Source organism: Streptomyces sp. NBC_01255, assembly GCF_036226445.1.
In the GTDB taxonomy this organism is placed as follows: domain Bacteria; phylum Actinomycetota; class Actinomycetes; order Streptomycetales; family Streptomycetaceae; genus Streptomyces.
The window spans coordinates 408,831-425,459 of sequence record NZ_CP108474.1; the positions used below are offsets into that span (position 1 = coordinate 408,831).

11 protein-coding genes and 2 pseudogenes are annotated in these 16,629 nt (G+C 69.4%); 6 read left to right on the plus strand and 7 right to left on the minus strand.

Translation table 11 applies throughout. The annotated features are described in order from the left end of the window. Nucleotides 1-17: 17 nt before the first annotated feature. Nucleotides 18-262: pseudogene (locus tag OG357_RS01760) on the plus strand (ATP-binding protein); the annotation flags it as partial. A 102-nt stretch (nt 263-364) separates the two neighbouring features. Here the strand turns inward: OG357_RS01760 and OG357_RS01765 are convergent. Then, nucleotides 365-1,192, minus strand: coding sequence for an oxidoreductase (locus tag OG357_RS01765; RefSeq protein ID WP_329619387.1), 828 nt, complete (start codon nt 1,190-1,192; stop codon nt 365-367). A gap of 95 nt (nt 1,193-1,287) precedes the next feature. Between OG357_RS01765 and OG357_RS01770 the strand changes: the two genes are divergently transcribed. Both OG357_RS01770 and OG357_RS01775 read left to right on the plus strand, forming a co-directional pair. Beyond that, nucleotides 1,288-1,740, plus strand: coding sequence for a MerR family transcriptional regulator (locus tag OG357_RS01770; RefSeq protein ID WP_329619388.1), 453 nt, complete (start codon nt 1,288-1,290; stop codon nt 1,738-1,740). Nucleotides 1,741-1,757: 17 nt separating this feature from the next. Next, nucleotides 1,758-2,093, plus strand: a complete 336-nt coding sequence (locus OG357_RS01775) for a phage tail protein (RefSeq protein WP_329619389.1) — start codon at nt 1,758-1,760, stop codon at nt 2,091-2,093. A 22-nt stretch (nt 2,094-2,115) separates the two neighbouring features. On the opposite strand, the pseudogene OG357_RS01780 reads toward OG357_RS01775, so the two are convergent. Then, a pseudogene (locus OG357_RS01780) lies at nt 2,116-2,771 on the minus strand (IS5 family transposase). Between the two features lie 799 nt (nt 2,772-3,570). Between OG357_RS01780 and OG357_RS01785 the strand changes: the two are divergent. Continuing rightward, nucleotides 3,571-4,662: a PP2C family protein-serine/threonine phosphatase gene (locus tag OG357_RS01785; protein WP_329625460.1), complete on the plus strand. Its 1,092-nt coding sequence runs from the start codon at nt 3,571-3,573 to the stop codon at nt 4,660-4,662. 45 nt (nt 4,663-4,707) lie between these two features. Here the strand turns inward: OG357_RS01785 and OG357_RS01790 are convergent, their stop codons facing one another. The 4 genes from OG357_RS01790 to OG357_RS01805 all read right to left on the minus strand — a co-directional run bounded on the left by OG357_RS01790 (nt 4,708) and on the right by OG357_RS01805 (nt 12,533). Then, complete coding sequence (locus OG357_RS01790; RefSeq protein ID WP_329619390.1) at nt 4,708-5,739, minus strand: ATP-binding SpoIIE family protein phosphatase; 1,032 nt, start codon at nt 5,737-5,739, stop codon at nt 4,708-4,710. 381 nt (nt 5,740-6,120) lie between these two features. Further along, on the minus strand, nt 6,121-11,481 hold the full coding sequence (locus tag OG357_RS01795; protein ID WP_329619391.1) for a trypsin-like peptidase domain-containing protein: 5,361 nt from the start codon (nt 11,479-11,481) through the stop codon (nt 6,121-6,123). Nucleotides 11,482-11,498: 17 nt separating this feature from the next. Then, nucleotides 11,499-11,804, minus strand: a complete 306-nt coding sequence (locus OG357_RS01800) for a trypco2 family protein (protein WP_329619392.1) — start codon at nt 11,802-11,804, stop codon at nt 11,499-11,501. Between the two features lie 234 nt (nt 11,805-12,038). Next, a complete protein-coding gene (locus tag OG357_RS01805; RefSeq protein WP_443066787.1) occupies nt 12,039-12,533 on the minus strand; it encodes a DDE-type integrase/transposase/recombinase in 495 nt (164 codons plus the stop codon). 358 nt (nt 12,534-12,891) lie between these two features. On the opposite strand from OG357_RS01805, the gene OG357_RS01810 reads away from it, so the two are divergent. Together OG357_RS01810 and OG357_RS01815 are read left to right on the plus strand one after the other, a co-directional pair. Continuing rightward, nucleotides 12,892-14,382 (plus strand): FG-GAP repeat domain-containing protein, encoded by a 1,491-nt coding sequence (locus OG357_RS01810; protein WP_329619393.1) that lies wholly within the window; start codon nt 12,892-12,894, stop codon nt 14,380-14,382. 4 nt (nt 14,383-14,386) lie between these two features. Continuing rightward, entirely contained in the window at nt 14,387-15,517 is a 1,131-nt protein-coding gene (locus OG357_RS01815) for a COG1470 family protein (protein WP_329619394.1), read from the plus strand. 418 nt (nt 15,518-15,935) lie between these two features. Here the strand turns inward: OG357_RS01815 and OG357_RS01820 are convergent, their stop codons facing one another. Beyond that, nucleotides 15,936-16,595 (minus strand): MSMEG_1061 family FMN-dependent PPOX-type flavoprotein, encoded by a 660-nt coding sequence (locus OG357_RS01820; protein ID WP_329619395.1) that lies wholly within the window; start codon nt 16,593-16,595, stop codon nt 15,936-15,938. Nucleotides 16,596-16,629 lie beyond the last annotated feature (34 nt).

The following is a 16,629-nucleotide window of genomic DNA, read 5'->3' on the forward strand; positions in this document are numbered from 1 at the left end:
CCCCGATCCGGGCGCCGGACGTCCGCCGACGCGGCGCCGAACTGCTCTTCCAGGTCCTGGCCGAACGCGAGGAGATGAACAGCGTCGCCATCGCCTCCAACGAGTGCTTCTCTGGCTGGACCAAGACCTTCACCGACCCCCGCCTCTGCGCGGCCATCATCGAACGCCTCACCTTCAACGGCACCATCATCGAAACCGCACCGACTCCTACCGGCTCGCCTCGACGCGGGCGCGGGCTGTAGAACCGGCGAAGGCTGGCTGATCGCTGCAGGCGCTGCTTGACGGCCCTTGCCCTCCGGGCGAAGCGCCGTCACCGTTGCTGAGGATCCGCATTCGCGTCTTCACCAGCTTGGCGCGGTGACCTTCAGTTTCCGGTAGAGAGTGCAACGTGGCGCCACTGGTCAAGTTCACGTCGCACCAGATCTAGCTTGGCCTCGACGCGCTCGATTGCGTCCGCGCCCAGCTGCAGGCGCAGCGGTGGCTCGGCGACCTCGGTGATGTCGACGATGGCTTTCGCTGCCTTCACCGGATCGCCTGGCTGGCGGCCGTCGTTCTTAGCCAGTGCCTCGCGCACCGGTCCCGCGCCGGCGATGTAGTCAGCGATGGAGGCCGGCTCGACCTGCATGCTCAAGCTGCTGAGGAAGTCAGTGCGAAACCCGCCCGGCTCCACGATCGTGACGCGGACGCCGAGCGGGGCCAGCTCGCCGTGCAGCGCCTCGGAGACGCCCTCGAGGGCGAACTTCGAGGCGCCGTACAAGCCCACCGCCGGAGCGGTGGCGAAGCCGCCCACGGAGCCAATGTTCAGGACGTGTCCGGAATGCTGGGCGCGCAACGTCGGCAGGGTCGCCCGCAACGTGTTGAGCACGCCGAAGACATTGACGTCGAACAGTGCCCGGGCGGCCTTGTCGGAGATCTCCTCGATCGCGCCGATGAGGCCGTATCCGGCGTTGTTGGCCACGATGTCGATCCGGCCGAATTTTGCCAGGCCGGCCTGCACTGCGGCCGTCAGCTGCTCCGGTTCGGTGACGTCCGCGTTCACCGCCAGCAATCCGTCCGGCTCTTGCGGGTACGCCCGGAGCAACGCTGACGCATCCCTCGCCGTAGCGATCACGCTGTGCCCTCGATCCAGCGCCTCCCGGGTGATCTCCGCGCCGAGCCCACGCGATGCCCCGGTGACAAACCAAACGCTCATGCTCTCCCCTGTTCCGATGGCCCGATGGGCCGACAACCCGAATCTAGAACCTAGAGTCGTGTCTAGATCAACAGTCATGTGAGGGAGGGGCGCTCATGGACCTGAGCATCGGCGAGGTGGCACAACGTAGTGGGCTGAGCGTGCACGCACTGCGGTTCTACGAGGGGGAGGGCCTGTTCGCCAACCCGGTGCGCCGCCTGTCCAACGGCCGCCGGATCTATCACGAAGAAGACCTGGAGTGGCTGGCCATCTGCACGAAGCTACGCTCCTCCGGCATGCCCCTGGCGATGATCCGGCAGTACATCAAGCTGGTCTGTCAGGGCCCGGGCAACGAACACGAGCGCCTTGAGCTGCTGCGCCGACACGAAAACCACGTGGAGACGCAGATCCGCGACCTGCAGGACACCCTGGATGTGATGCGGCACAAGGTGCGGATCTACGAAGACCACGTCACCCGCGGCGAAGCCGATCGGCTCTGGAATCCTTCCCACCCGGTTGCCACACAGACCAGCACTCACCAGGAGTGCCATCCGCCAGAGGGCACGTGATCGTCCGGTTACGATCTGTGCGACATCGGCCGCGACGTCTAGGGCCTGTCCGGCGGGTCGTTCGCAAGCAGCCGGGGTCGCGCAGGACTGGCGAGATCACGATCACCCGCGGCATTGACAAGAGCACCGCGTTCACCGACTGGATCAAGGCAACCCTGGTCAACGCCGACCTCGACGCTGCCCGCCAGAACATCACCATCGCATTGAAAGATGCGCACAAGCAGACCGTCCGCCGCATTCACCTCAGCACCGCCTGGGCGTCCCGTTGGGACGGGCCGTCGCTGGGATCCTCCGAGTCCGGGATCGCGACGGAGCAGGTGACGATCACCTACGAGGACATCGCCGTCGAGTAGCAATCGACTTCTGTCCGACGGATCACGTCCGAAGCCATAGCCGGATCGCGGCGACAGTGACGGTGCCGTGGAAGACGTAGGCCCGCTTGTCGAAGCCTCGTCCCCGCTGACACGGTCCGGGCGAGTCCGGGGGCGCCCGCCGTTCGGGCGGGGTACCCGGGTTCGTTCGAGGACGTCAGTCATCTGCGGGGCGTCGCCCCACTCCCCCGGTGTCACCAGGAGTGCGAGAGGGCGGCGGTCGCCTTCCCCTGCAAGATGAACCTTTCAGGTAACACCGCCCCGTGACCGTCCGAGCCCCTCGTCGGTGCGATGGTGTCGGGGCGTCGTCCTTTTTCGGGATCCGAGGTGTGGCTTTCGGGGCACCGGCTGCGTGCTGGTGGGCCCGGCACGAGGTCGAGTCCACGCCGACCATGCTGCAGTCGATCCGTCCGCCGAGATCGGCGTGAGCCTGGGCGGCGCGCAGGCTCCTGTCCCAGGTTCCGTCCGCCGACCAGCGGCGATGCCCTTCCTGGACGGTCTTCCAGGCACCACATACCGGTCCGGTAGGTCACGCCAGGGAACCCCAGTGCGGACCCGGAACATGATCCCGTTGATGACGGTGCGGTGGTCCCTCCACCGGCCCCCACGTCCGGCCGACGGTGGCAGATGAGGCTCCGGCAACGACCACTCACAGTTCATCAGATCCCCCGACCCAGGCCTGAACCGACGAACACCCGACCGGAAGGTCTCATGATCCGCCGGACGCGGCCCAGCGGTACCAGACCCGCGGTGCCCAGTCCTCCGGCCTCCGACGTCATCCGGCCACGCACCGTCCGGAACCCCGTTCGAACCGACAGCCCCATCAATCGGTATGCGGATGGCTTCTAACGCCACATATCCGCACCGACGCGCCCACTCGGGTCCATGCTCAAGAGGCCTTCGTGAAGGCCCGAGAGGGGACGGCCGGTGGAGCATCCGTTCTCGCCAGACTCCATGACCGCCCTGTGGATGCGCCGCGAGACCCGACGGAACGAGCGGCGTCCCGGACGCCGTCCAGTAACTTGGCGTAGTGGCGGAAGAGGACCTCGATGCTCTGCCCCGCGCGACGAGCGCATTCCGCCCGGTCCACATGGCCTGGCCCTCACCGGCGGGTGCCTCCTCGGCCGGGTCCGCGCCCACCCGGGCGGATGAGCTCGTCGCCGACCACGCCACGGTCATGTTGCCGCCCAGCAGGAAGGACAGCCTGCCGAGCATCCGCTTTTCGGTGCGGCCCGGTCGCTCGCCGATCTGCCCCCTGATCCGCTGGGCGTCCACGAGCCTGACGCAGCAAAAAGGACGCTCCTGGCACTCGATGACACCGTCCGTGACCTTCCCGTTTCTGCGAGTCAGTGACGAATCATGCGGTCGCGCCCTCGCGAGCCGACAGGCGGGGCCCTGTCACACGCGGAGCCCACTTGTCACGTCGCTGAGCGAGCCCCTCGCGGATACTCTGGGATTCATGATCGAGCCCGGACGGCCGCGGCTCCGTCGGAGCAACGGCTACGGCAGGCTCGTGCGGCTGTCGCCGGTGATTCTGACCGTCGTGATCGCCAGCCTGGCCTACGCCACTCCGCCGGAGATGGCCTTCAGCCGCCTCCTGCCCGCGGCGCCGGCTCTCGCCGCCGCCATGTGGCCGGTCCTCCCGACTGTCCTCCTCGGGACCGTCTGCCTCCTTCTGATGATCGGCCTCAGCTTCGTCTTCCCCGATCTCGGGACGTGGTGGACGTGCGGCGGAATCGTCGCGGTCACCGTGGCCGCCGCATACGGAAGCCACGTCCGGCTGCAACGGGAGCGCACGCTCTTTCAGGTACGGCTCGTCGCCGACGCGGCCCAGCAGGTGGTACTGCGGCCCCTGCCGCACCGTTTCCGGAACGTCGAGATCGAATCGCTGTACCTCGCGGCCGCCGCGGAAGCCCGCATCGGCGGGGACTTCTACGAGGTGGTCGATACGCCGTACGGGGTACGGCTGCTCATCGGCGACGTGCGGGGCAAAGGCCTGCCGGCAGTGGGGGCGGCCGCGGCGATCGTCAACGCCTTCCGGGAGGCGGCACATGGCGAGGCCTCCATGGCCGACGTCGCCCGCAAGCTCGACGCGAGCTGTGCCCGGCACAACGCCGCCCATCCACCCGAGGCACCGATGGAACGCTTCGCCACCGCGCTGCTCGTAGAGATCCCGCATCAAGGCAGCCACATCACCATCGTCAACTGCGGACATCCCCCGCCCTTGATCCACAGCCTCAAGGAGGTACGCATCCTCGAGCCCTCCGTCCCATCGCCTTTGCTCAGCCTCGCGGAATTGCTCGGCGACCATTACCGTGCGGACGCCTTCGACTTCGCTCCCGGCGAACTTCTCCTCCTCTATACGGACGGGATCGCCGAAACCCGCGCCCGGGACGGTGAGTTCTTCCCGTTGACAGCGTGGATGCGCCGACAGCCCCCCACGCCTCCCCGTGATCTGCTCACGGCGCTGCACCACGACCTCCTCCGTCACAGCAGAGGCAGCCTCGACGATGACATCGCCGCCTTGGCCGTACGCCTGCGCACGCCGTGAGCCATGCCCGTGGGCGAGGTGTCGCCTCACGAGCCCTGGAGGCTCTCACCGGCTGAACCTTCGCCGCCTTCCGAGGCAACGGCCTGGACTGCCTCGAACTCCTCCACCCACGGCTGGCAGCGCGTGGCCGTCAAGGCACGGGCAAGGCGTCTCGTCGTTGCCGGCATAACGGGCATGCGGTGAGGTGTGCTGCGAGTCGGAGACCTCACAGATGAGAGAACGGTCCCGGATCAAGCGCAGACCGATCGGGCCGGAGGCGTGACGGATCGCGTTGGTGACCAGTTCACCGACCACCGGTTCCGTGGTGAATGCCAGATCGTCCAGTCCCCACCGCACAAGCTGTTCCGCGGCCATCGAACGTGCGCGTGCGACGAGCGCGGGGTCCGAGGGCAGCTCCCAGGCCGCCACCTGGCGTGCGTCCAGCGCACGGGTGCGCACGACAAGGAGCGCCGCGTCGTCCAGGCTTCCTGCGGCGAGCGCCACTTCCGTGCCTTCGCACGGAAGCCGTCCCACGCCCAGAGGAGGCCCCGGTGGCAGACGAAGGAAGCTGACGGGGCGGTGCGGCTGCACCGCAGCCGACGGCAGGTGTTGCGCCACCGCCCGGGTGCTCGTTCGAGAAGCTGGATCGTAGACCCCGTAGACTCCGTAGACACACGTCGCTCCGACGACGCCACTGCCGTCCGGGCCTTGCACGTTTTGGTCCGACGCGTCCTTGCCGACTTGATCGTTCAGCCGGGTCAGGAGTTCGTCAGGCGCGAGGTCCAGCTCGGCCAGGGTGCGCACCATCGCGCGCACGCGTCCCATCGTGGCAGCGGCTCCCAGCCCGTGGCCGACAACGTCCCCCACGACGAGTCCGACACGTGCGCCGGACAGCGGAATGGCGTCGAACCAGTCGCCGCCGGCGCCGAGGTGGCTGTCGGCGGGCAGGTAGCGACTCACCGCCTCGACCGCGCTCAGCTCGGGCAGCGATCGTGACAGCAGACTGCGCTGGAGCATGAACGCGGCGGTGCGCTCTCGTCGGTACCGCCGGGCGTTGTCGATGCACACAGCGGTCCGCGACACCAGCTCCTCTGCCACCGCCCGATCGTCGTCGCCGAAGGGTCCCGAGTCCTCGCCCCGCACGAAGGTGACAAGGCCCCATGGCGTCCCCAGCACGATCAGCGGGACGTACAGTCATGTCGGCGCGACCACGGCGTCCGCGGTCGCACGGCTCCCTGCCAGGCTTTCGGCCTGCGACGATCCGGTGGCGTACGCGACCCGCTCCCACCCGGGAGGGTTCTCCGTCGGAATCGGCCACGCGCACCAGGTCCCCAGCCGTGACGGGCTTCGGTTCCTCTCCCCCAGTACCGGTGGAACCACTCCGGCGCTGCCACCGTCACCAGCCAGTCCCCCCTTGCATGCCCATCCCGCCGGGCGCCTCAACAGCGCACAGGAGTGCTGGCGCCGACTTCTTCGCCGTCAGGTGCGGTCCGGTGCCCTCCCCGTCGCCAGCTGTCGGACTTCGTCCGGCGTGAGGTCGGTGCGCGAGCGCAGAGCCGTCCGGACGAGTTCGGCCTTCTCCGTTGCGCCGTGGTCAGCGAGCCAAGTGAGAGCCAGGGAGACAGCCCGCCGGGCGTCCGGTGCTGTGAGGTCGGGCCGTTCGAGCAGCGGGGCGATCACGTACCGGGCACGTGCGGCGGGAGCGTGGTCGTCGAGCCAGGCGAAGGAGACCGTGATCGTCCTCACGAGGTCCGCGGCCGTGAGATCGGTGCGGGAGAGGAGTGCCCGCAGAAGCAGGGGCGCCCCGGGGATGGCGGCGAAGTGGTCCAACCAGGCGAGCGACAGGGAGAGGGCTCGCCGAGCCTGGTCGGCGGTGACATCGGTGCGCGTGAGGAGCGGGGCGAGGACGAACCGGGACCGTGCGGACGACACGTAGTGGTGGAGCCAGACGAAGCCGGCGGAGACGGCACGCTCTGCGTCTGCCGCCGTAAGGTCGGTGCTCCTGAGAATCGGGGCGAGGACGTGCCCGCCGCCGCCGGCGGCAGGGTGGCCGTCGAGCCAGATCAGGGCGTGGGTGACGGCCTGCCGCACGTCGTCCGCCGTGAGTTCGGTGCGGGTGAGAAGAGGTCCGAGTACGCGCCCGGCGGAGGGAGTGGGAGCGTGATGGCCGAGCCAGGTGAGGGCGTGGATGACGGCCTGCCGCACGTCGCCGGCCGTGAGTTCGGTGTGGGCGAGCAGCGGGTCGAGTACGTAACTGGCGGTGGGCGTAGGGGCGTGTTGGTCGAGCCAGGTCAGTGCGTGCGTGACGACCTGCCGGGCGTCACGCGACGTGAGGTTTGTGCGGGCGAGCAGCGGTTCGAGGACGAAACGGGCCTCCGCGATCACCACATGGCGATCGAGCCAGGTGAGGGCAAGGGGCACGGATGGTTGGGCCGCTTCAGGCGCCAGGTCGGCTCGGGCGAGCAGCAGTCTCAGCACGTATCTGGCGTCTGCGATCGTGGCGTGGTCGTCGAGCCAGGTAAGGGCATGGGTGACGGCCTGCCGCACTTCGTCGGCCGTGAGGTCGGTGCGGGCGAGCAGTGGGTCGACGACGTATCTGGCGTCTGCGATCGTGGCGTGGTGGTCGAGCCAAGTGAGGGCGTGGGTGACGGCCTGCCGCACTTCGTCGGCCGTGAGGTCGGTGCGGGCGAGCAGCGGTCCGAGGACATGCCGGGCGCCGCCGCTTTCGCCGTGCTCGTCGAGCCAGGCGAGGGCCGTCCCGTTCGAGCGGCGCGCGTCCGCGGGACCAAGGCCGCCGGCGCTCAGCAGTGGCTTGATGACGAAGCGGGCCTCCGCCGAGGCCACGTGGTGGTCGAACCAGGTGAAAGCGGCTGTCAGGCCCCGCTGCAGGTGTTCGGCACTGAGATCACTGCGGGAGAGCAGAGAATCCAGCACGAACCCCGCGTTCGGAGTGGTGGAGTGGTGGTCGAGCCAGGCCAGTGCCACCGTCGCCGCCCACCGGACGTTGTCGGCACCCATGTCGGTGCGGTTCAGCAGCGGGGCGAGCACGTACCCGGCGTTGGGGTTCGCGGTCTGGTCACCGAGCCAGACGAGCTGAGTGGAGAGGGACCGGCGGGCCTCCCCGGCACTCATGGCGTCGCGCGCCTTCAGGGCGTCGCGAACCATACGCGAGTCCGCCGTCCCGGCGTGGTCACCGAGCCAGGCCAGTGCGGTGGGCAGCAACCGCTCGGCATCACCGCGCGGGAGGTCGGAACGTGCGAGGAGCCGGGCGAGGACGTATCTGGCGTCGGGCAGGGCCGCGTGGTGGTCGAGCCAGGTGAAGGCGTCGGCGAGCGCTTGCCGAACCTGATCGGGAAGCAGGTCCGTCCGGGACAGCAGACCGTTGAGTACGAAACTGGCGCCCGATGTGGTCACGTACGAGCGGAGCCAGGCGAGCGTGGTGCGGATCGCATGCTCCCTGCCGGCTTCCGAGAGATCCGTACGGAGGAGCAGGGGTTTGAGAACGTGTCCGGAGTCGTCGGTGGTGTGGTGATCGAGCCACACGATCGCGGAATGGAGAACCCGTCGGGCATCGTCGGGCGTGAGATCGGAGCGTTGGAGCAACGGGCCGACGATGTGACAAGCCTGGGCGTCGGTGCTGTGGTGGTCGAGCCAGAGCAGGGCGGTCGACGTCGATCGGTGCGTGTCCGCATCGGAGAGATCGTCCAGTGCGAGCACCTGCTTGAGGACGAAGGACGCCTTCTCCACCGCGCCGTGGCGGTCGAGCCATTCCCTGGCCCAGCGCCGCACCCGCAGGGAGTCCTCGGCTGAAAGGCCGGTCCGCGCGAGCAGCCGACCGAGGATGTACTCGGCCTCGACCGCGGTGTGGTGGTGGTCCAGCCAGTCCAGACTGGCGCCGAGCGTCTGCTCCGCGTCGTCGGCGGACAGATCGGATCGTCCCAGCAGCCGGGAGAGGACCGACTCGGCGTTGATGTCGTCAGCGTGGTGGCCGAGCCATTCCATGGCGCTGCGCCGCGCCCGCACGCTGTCGTCGGCCGACAGGTCGGGGCGGGGGACGAGAGTGCGCAGGACATGTCTGGCCTGCGCCGTTGTGGCGTAGGTGGTGAGCCAGTCGAGGCTGATCCGGACGACGTGCGCGTCGTCCTCCGGCGGCAGGTCCCGGCGGGCGAGCAGTGGGCTCAGGGCGAATTGGGCTCTGTCGGTGGTCGCGTACCGGTCCAGCCAGGTGAGAGCGGCCCGCAGAGCAGCGTGGAGGGACGAGGGATCCAGGTCCGTGCGCGCAAGAAGCGGCCGGAGGATGTAACTGGATTCGGGAGCGGTGGTGTTGTGCTCCAGCCAGTCGAGGGCGATGGGAAGGCCGCGCCGGACGTCGTCGGGGTCGAGGTCGGCGCGCCCGAGAAAGACACCGAGGACAAAACCGGTACTGGGGTTGGCCGGGTGTCGGTTCAGCCAGGCCCGCGCAGCGGAGAGAACCCGCCGTGTCTCGAAGGGACTCAGGTCTGCGCGGGCGAGCAGCGGCCGGAGAATGTATGCGGCGTTGGGGGCGGTGGTGTGGCGGTTGAGCCAGGCGAGCGCGGATGCGACGGCCTGCCGTACGGCGGAGGCGTGCACGTCCGTACGGGAGAGCAGCGGACCCGTGACGTAACTGGCCGGGCCCGTCACTCCGTAGGTGTCCAGCCAGGCCAGTGCGGCGGGGACGAGGGACTGGGCTCCGTCACCTGAAAGATGGCGCAGGCCGCGGTGGAGGACGTGCCTGGCGTCGGAACCCGCACCGAAGTCCGTGAGCCAAGGGCTGACGACCTGATCCCAGGACTCGACGGCCGCGTCGGACCACGGCGGTCCGGAGCAGATCGCGCCGAGTGCGTAACCCCCCACGTTGGAATCGTGGCGTGTCAGGCCGCCGATGGTGCCGGCATGTGTGGTGAACCAGTCGTGCAGTACCGGGGTGACCGCCGACGCCCGTTCGGTGAGGGCGAGGTCGTTGACCAGGCGGCCCAGGTTGACGGAGAAGCGACCGACAGTGCGTGCGCCGGTGAGACAGCCGGCGAGCAGCGCATGGGTTCCGGCGACGTCCGGGGAGTCGGTCCGCTCGGGTAGCACGACCGACTCCATGAGCTGGTCGGCGACGATGTCGTGAGCGACGGAAAGAACACCGTCCCGGCTCTCCAGCCAGCCCAGCGACACGAGCGTCGCCACGACACCCTCGGCCGGCGGCACGTCACCCGTCGCCCCGGCCAGGGCGGCGTGGGCGCTGGCCACCACCTCGGCATAGTCCTGCGGGCATGCCGCCGCGGCGGCAGCGGCGGCCAGCAGCCCGTGCGGGGCACGTGCGGGGGTGTACGGCTGTTCGGGGGCGCGCCCGGGCACCGTGAAGCCGTCCTCACCCAGCCGCTTCAGGAGCCATCCGGGCAGTTCGCCGTCGGACCGCAGACCGACGTCCTCGGGCAGGGAGAGCCCCGCCGCGTACCGGCGTTCGATCTCTCTGGCCACGAGCAGGGCGACGATCGGGCGGTTGCCGCTGACCTTGAGCATGCGCTCCGCGCCCAGCTCACGGACGGCGGTGGGGGCCAGCGTCTCCAGAGCGTTGCGGGTGACCAGCTGCTGGAACTCCTCGTCCTGCCGCAGCCGTACCTCGTCGAAGAGTTCGTACACCAGTGCGCGATCGGCCTTCAGTAGCCACCCGGGTCGCACCGTGGCGAGGAAGACCACGAGGGCGTTGTGGCGGCGCGCCTCGGGGAGGAGCTGATGCCGCAGGGCCTGCAGGTCGAGGTTGGTCTCGTTGAGGTCGATCACCACCAGCACGTAACCGGCCTCCACGAAGGCCCGCTCGGCGATCTCGTCGATGATCTGGTCGGCCGTCGACTCGCCACGGGTCCGGGGTACGACGTGCAGTACTCGCCAGCCCTCGTCGAGGGCGAGCTGTCCCACTTCGAGGGCGGTACGTGACTTTCCCGTGCCCGCCGCTCCGACCAGCAGGACGCCGCGGTCCGGCGATCTCACCAGCCTGGTGAGCAGCTTGGCCGGAGCGGTGACGTGGTCGCTGCCCGGCGACACGAAGGGTATGTGGTCCGAGGTGAGGTTCTTCTCGAAGTCGCCGAAGCCCTTGACGAGTTCCTGCTGGGTGACCACCAGCCGCAGTCGGCTTCCCGGCTCGCGACCGGGCAGCTCCACGTCCACCGGGCGGTCCGGCAGATAGTTGTCGCCGAGCACGCGACGGAACTCCGGGTCGTCGAAGGCCTTGGCAACGGGCTCGGCCTCCGTGTTGCCGGTTCCGGCGGCGGGCAGCCGATGCGTCTGCACCCCGACGAGCTTGCCGCCGGGAGTGAACAGAGCCATGCCCGACGCACCCTTCCAGGAGTCCGTCCCGTCCGCCGCCCTCTCGTTGGGCGGCGCATTCGTCATGGTGAGATGCAGCAGCCCCGACTTCATGTTGGAGCCGAGCTGGACGAATCCGTTGAACTGGTAACTGTCGCGTCGGCCCCACCCCTGGAACCTTTCCGAGGCGGCTCGCTGCGCGAATCGGGGGAATCCGATCCCGACGACCGGCACGCTGCCCACGGTGTCCGGCAGGCGGCCCAGGGAGATGCCCGACGCCGGGCCGAGACGCGCCGGCACGGCGTCGAGCCGCAACAGCGCCAGATCCTGCCCGTTCACCGCCCGCCACACGCGCGTGGCGGGCACCTCCTCCTCGTCGAGGCCGATCATCACGGTGCAGGCGCCCGGGGCGGCGAGTAGATGGAGGGCGGTCAGGATCAACCGGTTGCTGATCCGGTAGCCCGACCCGTACTCGACGGCTTCCCCCTGCCGGACGACGACCTCGGCAACCCGGTTCTTGTCCACGGGAGTCATTCAGCGGCTCAGCGGGCCGGGAAGAGGTCCGAGACGTCGTCGCCGGTGAGGACCGGCTCGCCGGTGGAGGTCTCGGCGCCCAGACTGAGCCGGACCGTGTGGGTGTGCGCCGACTTGGCGGCGCCCTTGGCACCGAGCGAGACCACCCAGAACTTCATTCCGGCGGTGGCCTCCGCACTCTTCTCGACGGCGACCTGAAGTTCCAGGTCGATGGAGTCGATCCGGAAGCGCACGTCCTGGCCGGCCGCATCGAGTCGGGCACGGCTGATCTCCGAGCGGAGCGACTTGAGCAGATCGGCGAGTTCGATGTCCATGCGGTCCCCCGAGGCGAAGAGAGGAACAACCGGCCGCGGCGGTGCGGCGTGCCGGGTGGTTCCGTGGTGAGTGGCTCAGATGGTAGGGCGTCGGAGGCCGATCCGGATCACCTCCGATCACGCACAGATCAGATCCGGCCACTCGGAGAAGGGAGGTCCGGGCGCTTCGCGGCCGCGGCGGGACGGCCGGCGTTCTTGAGGTGGGGAGCCGGGCGCGCATGCCGATCTCTGCTTTCAGGACGGCGAAGAAGCTCTCCGCGGCAGCGTTGTCGAAGCACGAACCGGTGCGTCCGGTGCCCTGCCGGATGCCCGACTCGCCCAGCAGGTCACGGAATTGACGGGACGTGTATTGCGACCCGCGATCGGAGTGAAAGATCGCGTTTCCTGCCGTGTGCCCACCCTCATGCCCACCCTCAAATGGGCCATCCGGATGGCGTCTGCGACCAGTTCGGTCCGCAAGTGGTCGGCCATCGACCAGCCCACGACCTCCCGCGTGCACAGATCGATGACCGTCGCCGGATACAGCCGTCCCTCGGCCGTCGGCAGGCAGGTGATGTCCCCGACGAACTTCAGACCCGGCAGCGGCGCGGTGAAGTCCCGCAGAATCAGATCCGGCGACGGCGGCGCCCGAGGTGAGCTCCGCCTCTTGGCCCACCAGATCGACTTGGGATCACACCCCCCTTCGATCCTCTGCTTCCGGCAGAAGGGAAGAGCCCTGGGCGTCTGCATTCCGGGAATGCCGGGCCCCCGCAGCTCGGGCTTCTGCACTCAGGGTGTCGGCTCGGCCGGGGCGTCGCGCGCACTGCGCCCTTCGACGACCATGCAGACATGGGCCTTCCAGACGCCGACGGCGCTAGGCATGAGGTGCTGCTCATGCTCCGCCCTCCGCGGCGGTGAGCGCAACCGCGTGGGCCCGGGGTGGTTGTCCCCGTCCGCAGCCGGCTGGCCGATCGTAGGAATCACCAGGTCACACCTGCGGAGCGGCCCCCGGAACTGGTGGGACATCCACTGAAATTTCCCGGCGCGGCGGTGTTGACTGCGTCCGACTCTCCCAACACACCACCGCAGGTCGACTCCTCCCGTCGGCGTGCCTCAACATCGTCAAGGGGCAGGTACGTTCAAGACTTCCACGCCACGCAGAGCCGGGCTCCTGCTCGGCTCCGCAGCCGCGCTCGTAGCCGGGCTGTGTCTGGCACCGACCGCCCAGGCCGTACCGGATCCCAGAGTCTCCTTCGGCGGGGCGACCGCTGTCCCGCTGCCCGCGGGCTCCGGGAAGGGCACCGCCCCGGCGCTGGGCGACCTGAACGGCGACGGCAAGGCCGACCTCGTCACCCCAGTCAAGGGATCGAACACCCTGGTGGCCGCGCTCGGCGACGGCAAGGGCGGCTTCGGCCCCGGTGTCTCCTTCGGGCTCGACACCGGCACCTACCCGACGGCGGTCGCCCTCGCGGACCTCAACGGTGACGGCCGACTCGACGCGGTTGTCGCCGCGGCCTTGACCAAGCAGCCCACGCAGCACGGCATGGAGAGCATGGGCGGCATCGTCGAGCTGCTCGGTGACGGCAAGGGCGGTTTCGCCCCGGCCACCTCCTACTTCGCGCCGACGCTGGTCAACCCGTCGACGAACGCCATGTTCCCGGTAGACATCACGGTCGCCGACATGAACGGTGACGCCAAGCCCGACGTGCTGACTTCCCACACCAACGGCGACAACGTCTCGGTGTGGACCAACGACGGCACCGGCGCGCTGGGCACCGCGAGCAACTACTACGTCGGTGGCGGCCGGCCCAGCAGCTACTCCGCCGGGCAGCTGCGCCCTTCCGGCGTGAAGACCGGGGATGTGAACGGCGACGGCAAGCTCGATGTGGTCACCGTGAACATGGGTACTTCCGACATCTCCGTCCTCCTCGGCGACGGCACGGGCACCTTCCGCAACGCCGGCCCGCTGTACGACGCGAAGGGTGGCGGGAACGGCTCGTACGCTGTCGGAGACCTGAACGCCGACGGTCGGCCCGACTTGGCGGCCGCCTCCACTGCTGCGGGCGTTGCGGCGCAGGTGCTGCTGAACACCTCGAAGCCGAACCGCACAGCCCAGTCGATGTCGATGCAGGTCGCCAAGGCGCCCGGTGTCCTGTCGATGGGGGTGAACCTGCCGGCCGTCAATTTCGGCACGCCGGCACCCGGCACGGTCAGTACCCCGGCCGGACTCGGCACGTTCACGTACACCAACACCCTCTCCACCACCGCCCCCTGGTCGGTGACCGTTGCCACCACCGACCTGGTCAGCGGCACGGACTCCATCGGGTGGAACAATCTGAAGATCACGACCGGCGGACACATCAACGGGACCGGCGGCCAGTGGACGGGCATCGCCAAGCCCGGCCCGGGCGGCCACTTCCCCGAGGGCGCCAACCCGCAACCGGGCGCCAGCCTCTCCCCGGCCGTGACGATGGCGACCGGCGACGGCAGCACCCGCGGTGTCTTCACCCACGCCGGGTCGACGGCGCAGTGGAACATCCCCACGGAGACAGTCCCCGGCTCGTACCGCGGCACCCTCCAGTACACGATCACCGGCTGATCCCATGAACTGCTGTCTGCGCGCCCGGGGCGGCGCCACCGCCACCCACCGGGCACGGTTCCCCGCCCTGTGGAGCCTCCTCCTCACGGGTCTCGTGCTCGCTCTGGCGCCGGGCGCGCAGGCAGCGCCGGCCCCCGTACCATCGCCCACTCCACCGGAACCCGCTGCGGGCGCGCCGTTCGGCGTGCAGGCCGGGCTCTACGGTCTGACGACGCTGACCGGCGGGCACTTCGGGTACGCGCTGAAGGCCGGCGCCCGGATCGAGGATTCCGCGGTCATCTACAACGAGAGCGACGAGGCCCGGACCTTCCACGTCTACGGCGCCGACGTCACCAACGCGGCCGGCGGCGGCCTGGCCCCCGCGCAAGAAGGCCAGAAGATGGGCGCGGTCGGGGCCTGGCTGAAACTGGACTCCGAGGCCACCGTCATCGTGCAGCCGAAGAGCAGCGCCACAGTCCGCTTCTCCCTCGCTGTCCCCGACGGCACCCCGCCGGGCAGCTATCTCGGCAGCCTGGTCACCGCGCTGCGCACCCCCGCGGTCAGCGGCAGGGTGAACACCGAGACCCGTATCGCCCGGCTCGTCGAACTCACCGTCCCTGGCACCGCAGACCTCCAGGTCTCCCTCACGGAACTGGAACACCGGCCTGCGGGCGGCGGCGAGGAGTTCACCGTGACCGTACGCAACACGGGCAACGTCCTCTACACCTTCGCCGGAACGCTGAACATCACCGGCGGCAGCTCCGCGCGTACCGTCCCGCTCACCCCCACGGGGATCTACGTGATCCCCGGCGGCAGCGCCACCATCACCGGCCGCCTGGCCGACCTCCCCGCTCTCGGCCGCCGCGCGGTCACCGCCTCGGTGACCGCCACGGTTCCCGGCGGCGCGGCGAAGACCGTGGACAGCAACACGGTCCGGCTGTCCTACTTCCCCTGGCTCATCGTCACCCTCACCGTCGGCGGCCTCCTTGCCCTGGGCCTTCTCCTCGTCATCACGCGCAAGCGACGGCGTGCCTGGCTGCGGCGTCGCGCGGAGGAACGTACCGCGCTGCGCGCACTGCGGCGGGAACTACGGGCGGGGAACCCGCCTGCCGACGACCCTCGTGAAGGGCAGGCAGGCGGCACCGAACACCCCTGACCGGGGCAACGGACTGTGGCGGGGCCGACCGTGTTCCCAGGCCGGGCGGAGGACCCCACTGGATCCTCGGGATCCTCGGGATCCGATTCGTGGACAAGAGCGCCGGCCATGCGCCGGTCGGCGCGGAACTGCTCAATCTCCCTGCGTGGTGACCGTACGCGTGGGCGGGGCACATGTGCCGCTGTGCAGTGCCCCCGACCCGCCGACCGGTACGGGCTCGCTCTCCGGCATCGTGACTGCGGTATCCGCCTGGGCCGCACCGCTCTCGCAGGGCTCGACGAGCGATCGCCTCCGTACGCGGCGACGGACGCTCGGATGCCCCTTTTCGGGCTCTTCCCGGTACCGAGGTCCGCACACTGCGACACGTCCCCAAGCCGGTCACCCTGCACGGCTCGTCGTTCCTTCTCCGCTCAGCCCGTCACTCGTACCGGTACTTCAGCGAGTCCGCCTCCGCCTGCTCGATGTCGGCGATCGTCAGCTCCGGCATCCGCAGCTGCGCCAGTGTCACCTCGGCCGAGGTCGGCTGGGCGTCCGCCGGCAGCCACTGCTCCGGCCTCCAGGCCCCGCTACGCAGAAGCGACTTGGGGCAGTGCGGGTACACCTCCTCGACCCCCACCACCAGCGCGCTGGCCGGCGGCTTGCCCACCGCGGTCAACTGCGAGAGCAGATCCGGACGGGTGGAGACACAGGCCCGGCCGTTAACCCTGAGCGTCGTGGTGCGCCCCGGGATGACGAACAGCAGTCCGGCGCGTCCCGTGGCGATGACGTTCTGCAGGGTGTCCAGACGCTTGTTGCCCGTCGCGTCCGGTATCGCCACCGTCCGCGCGTCCAGGACGGCGACGAACCCGGCGGGGCCCCCGCGCGGGGAAACGTCACAGTTGCCCTCGGCGTCCGCACTGGCGACCAGGACCAACGATGAGCTTCCGATCAGCCGGCGGGTCTGCTCGGTGAGTTCGGTCATCTGCTTCCGCAGGGCCGTGTCCTTGGGGAGTTCGTAGACCTGGCGCAACGCCTGCTGGTCGGGCACGGCGTCAAGGAAAAGCGAGTCGAAGGCACTGCCGGTAAGGGGTGTCGTCATGCCTCGAACCTAGTAGGCCGATCTGCGGTCGTTC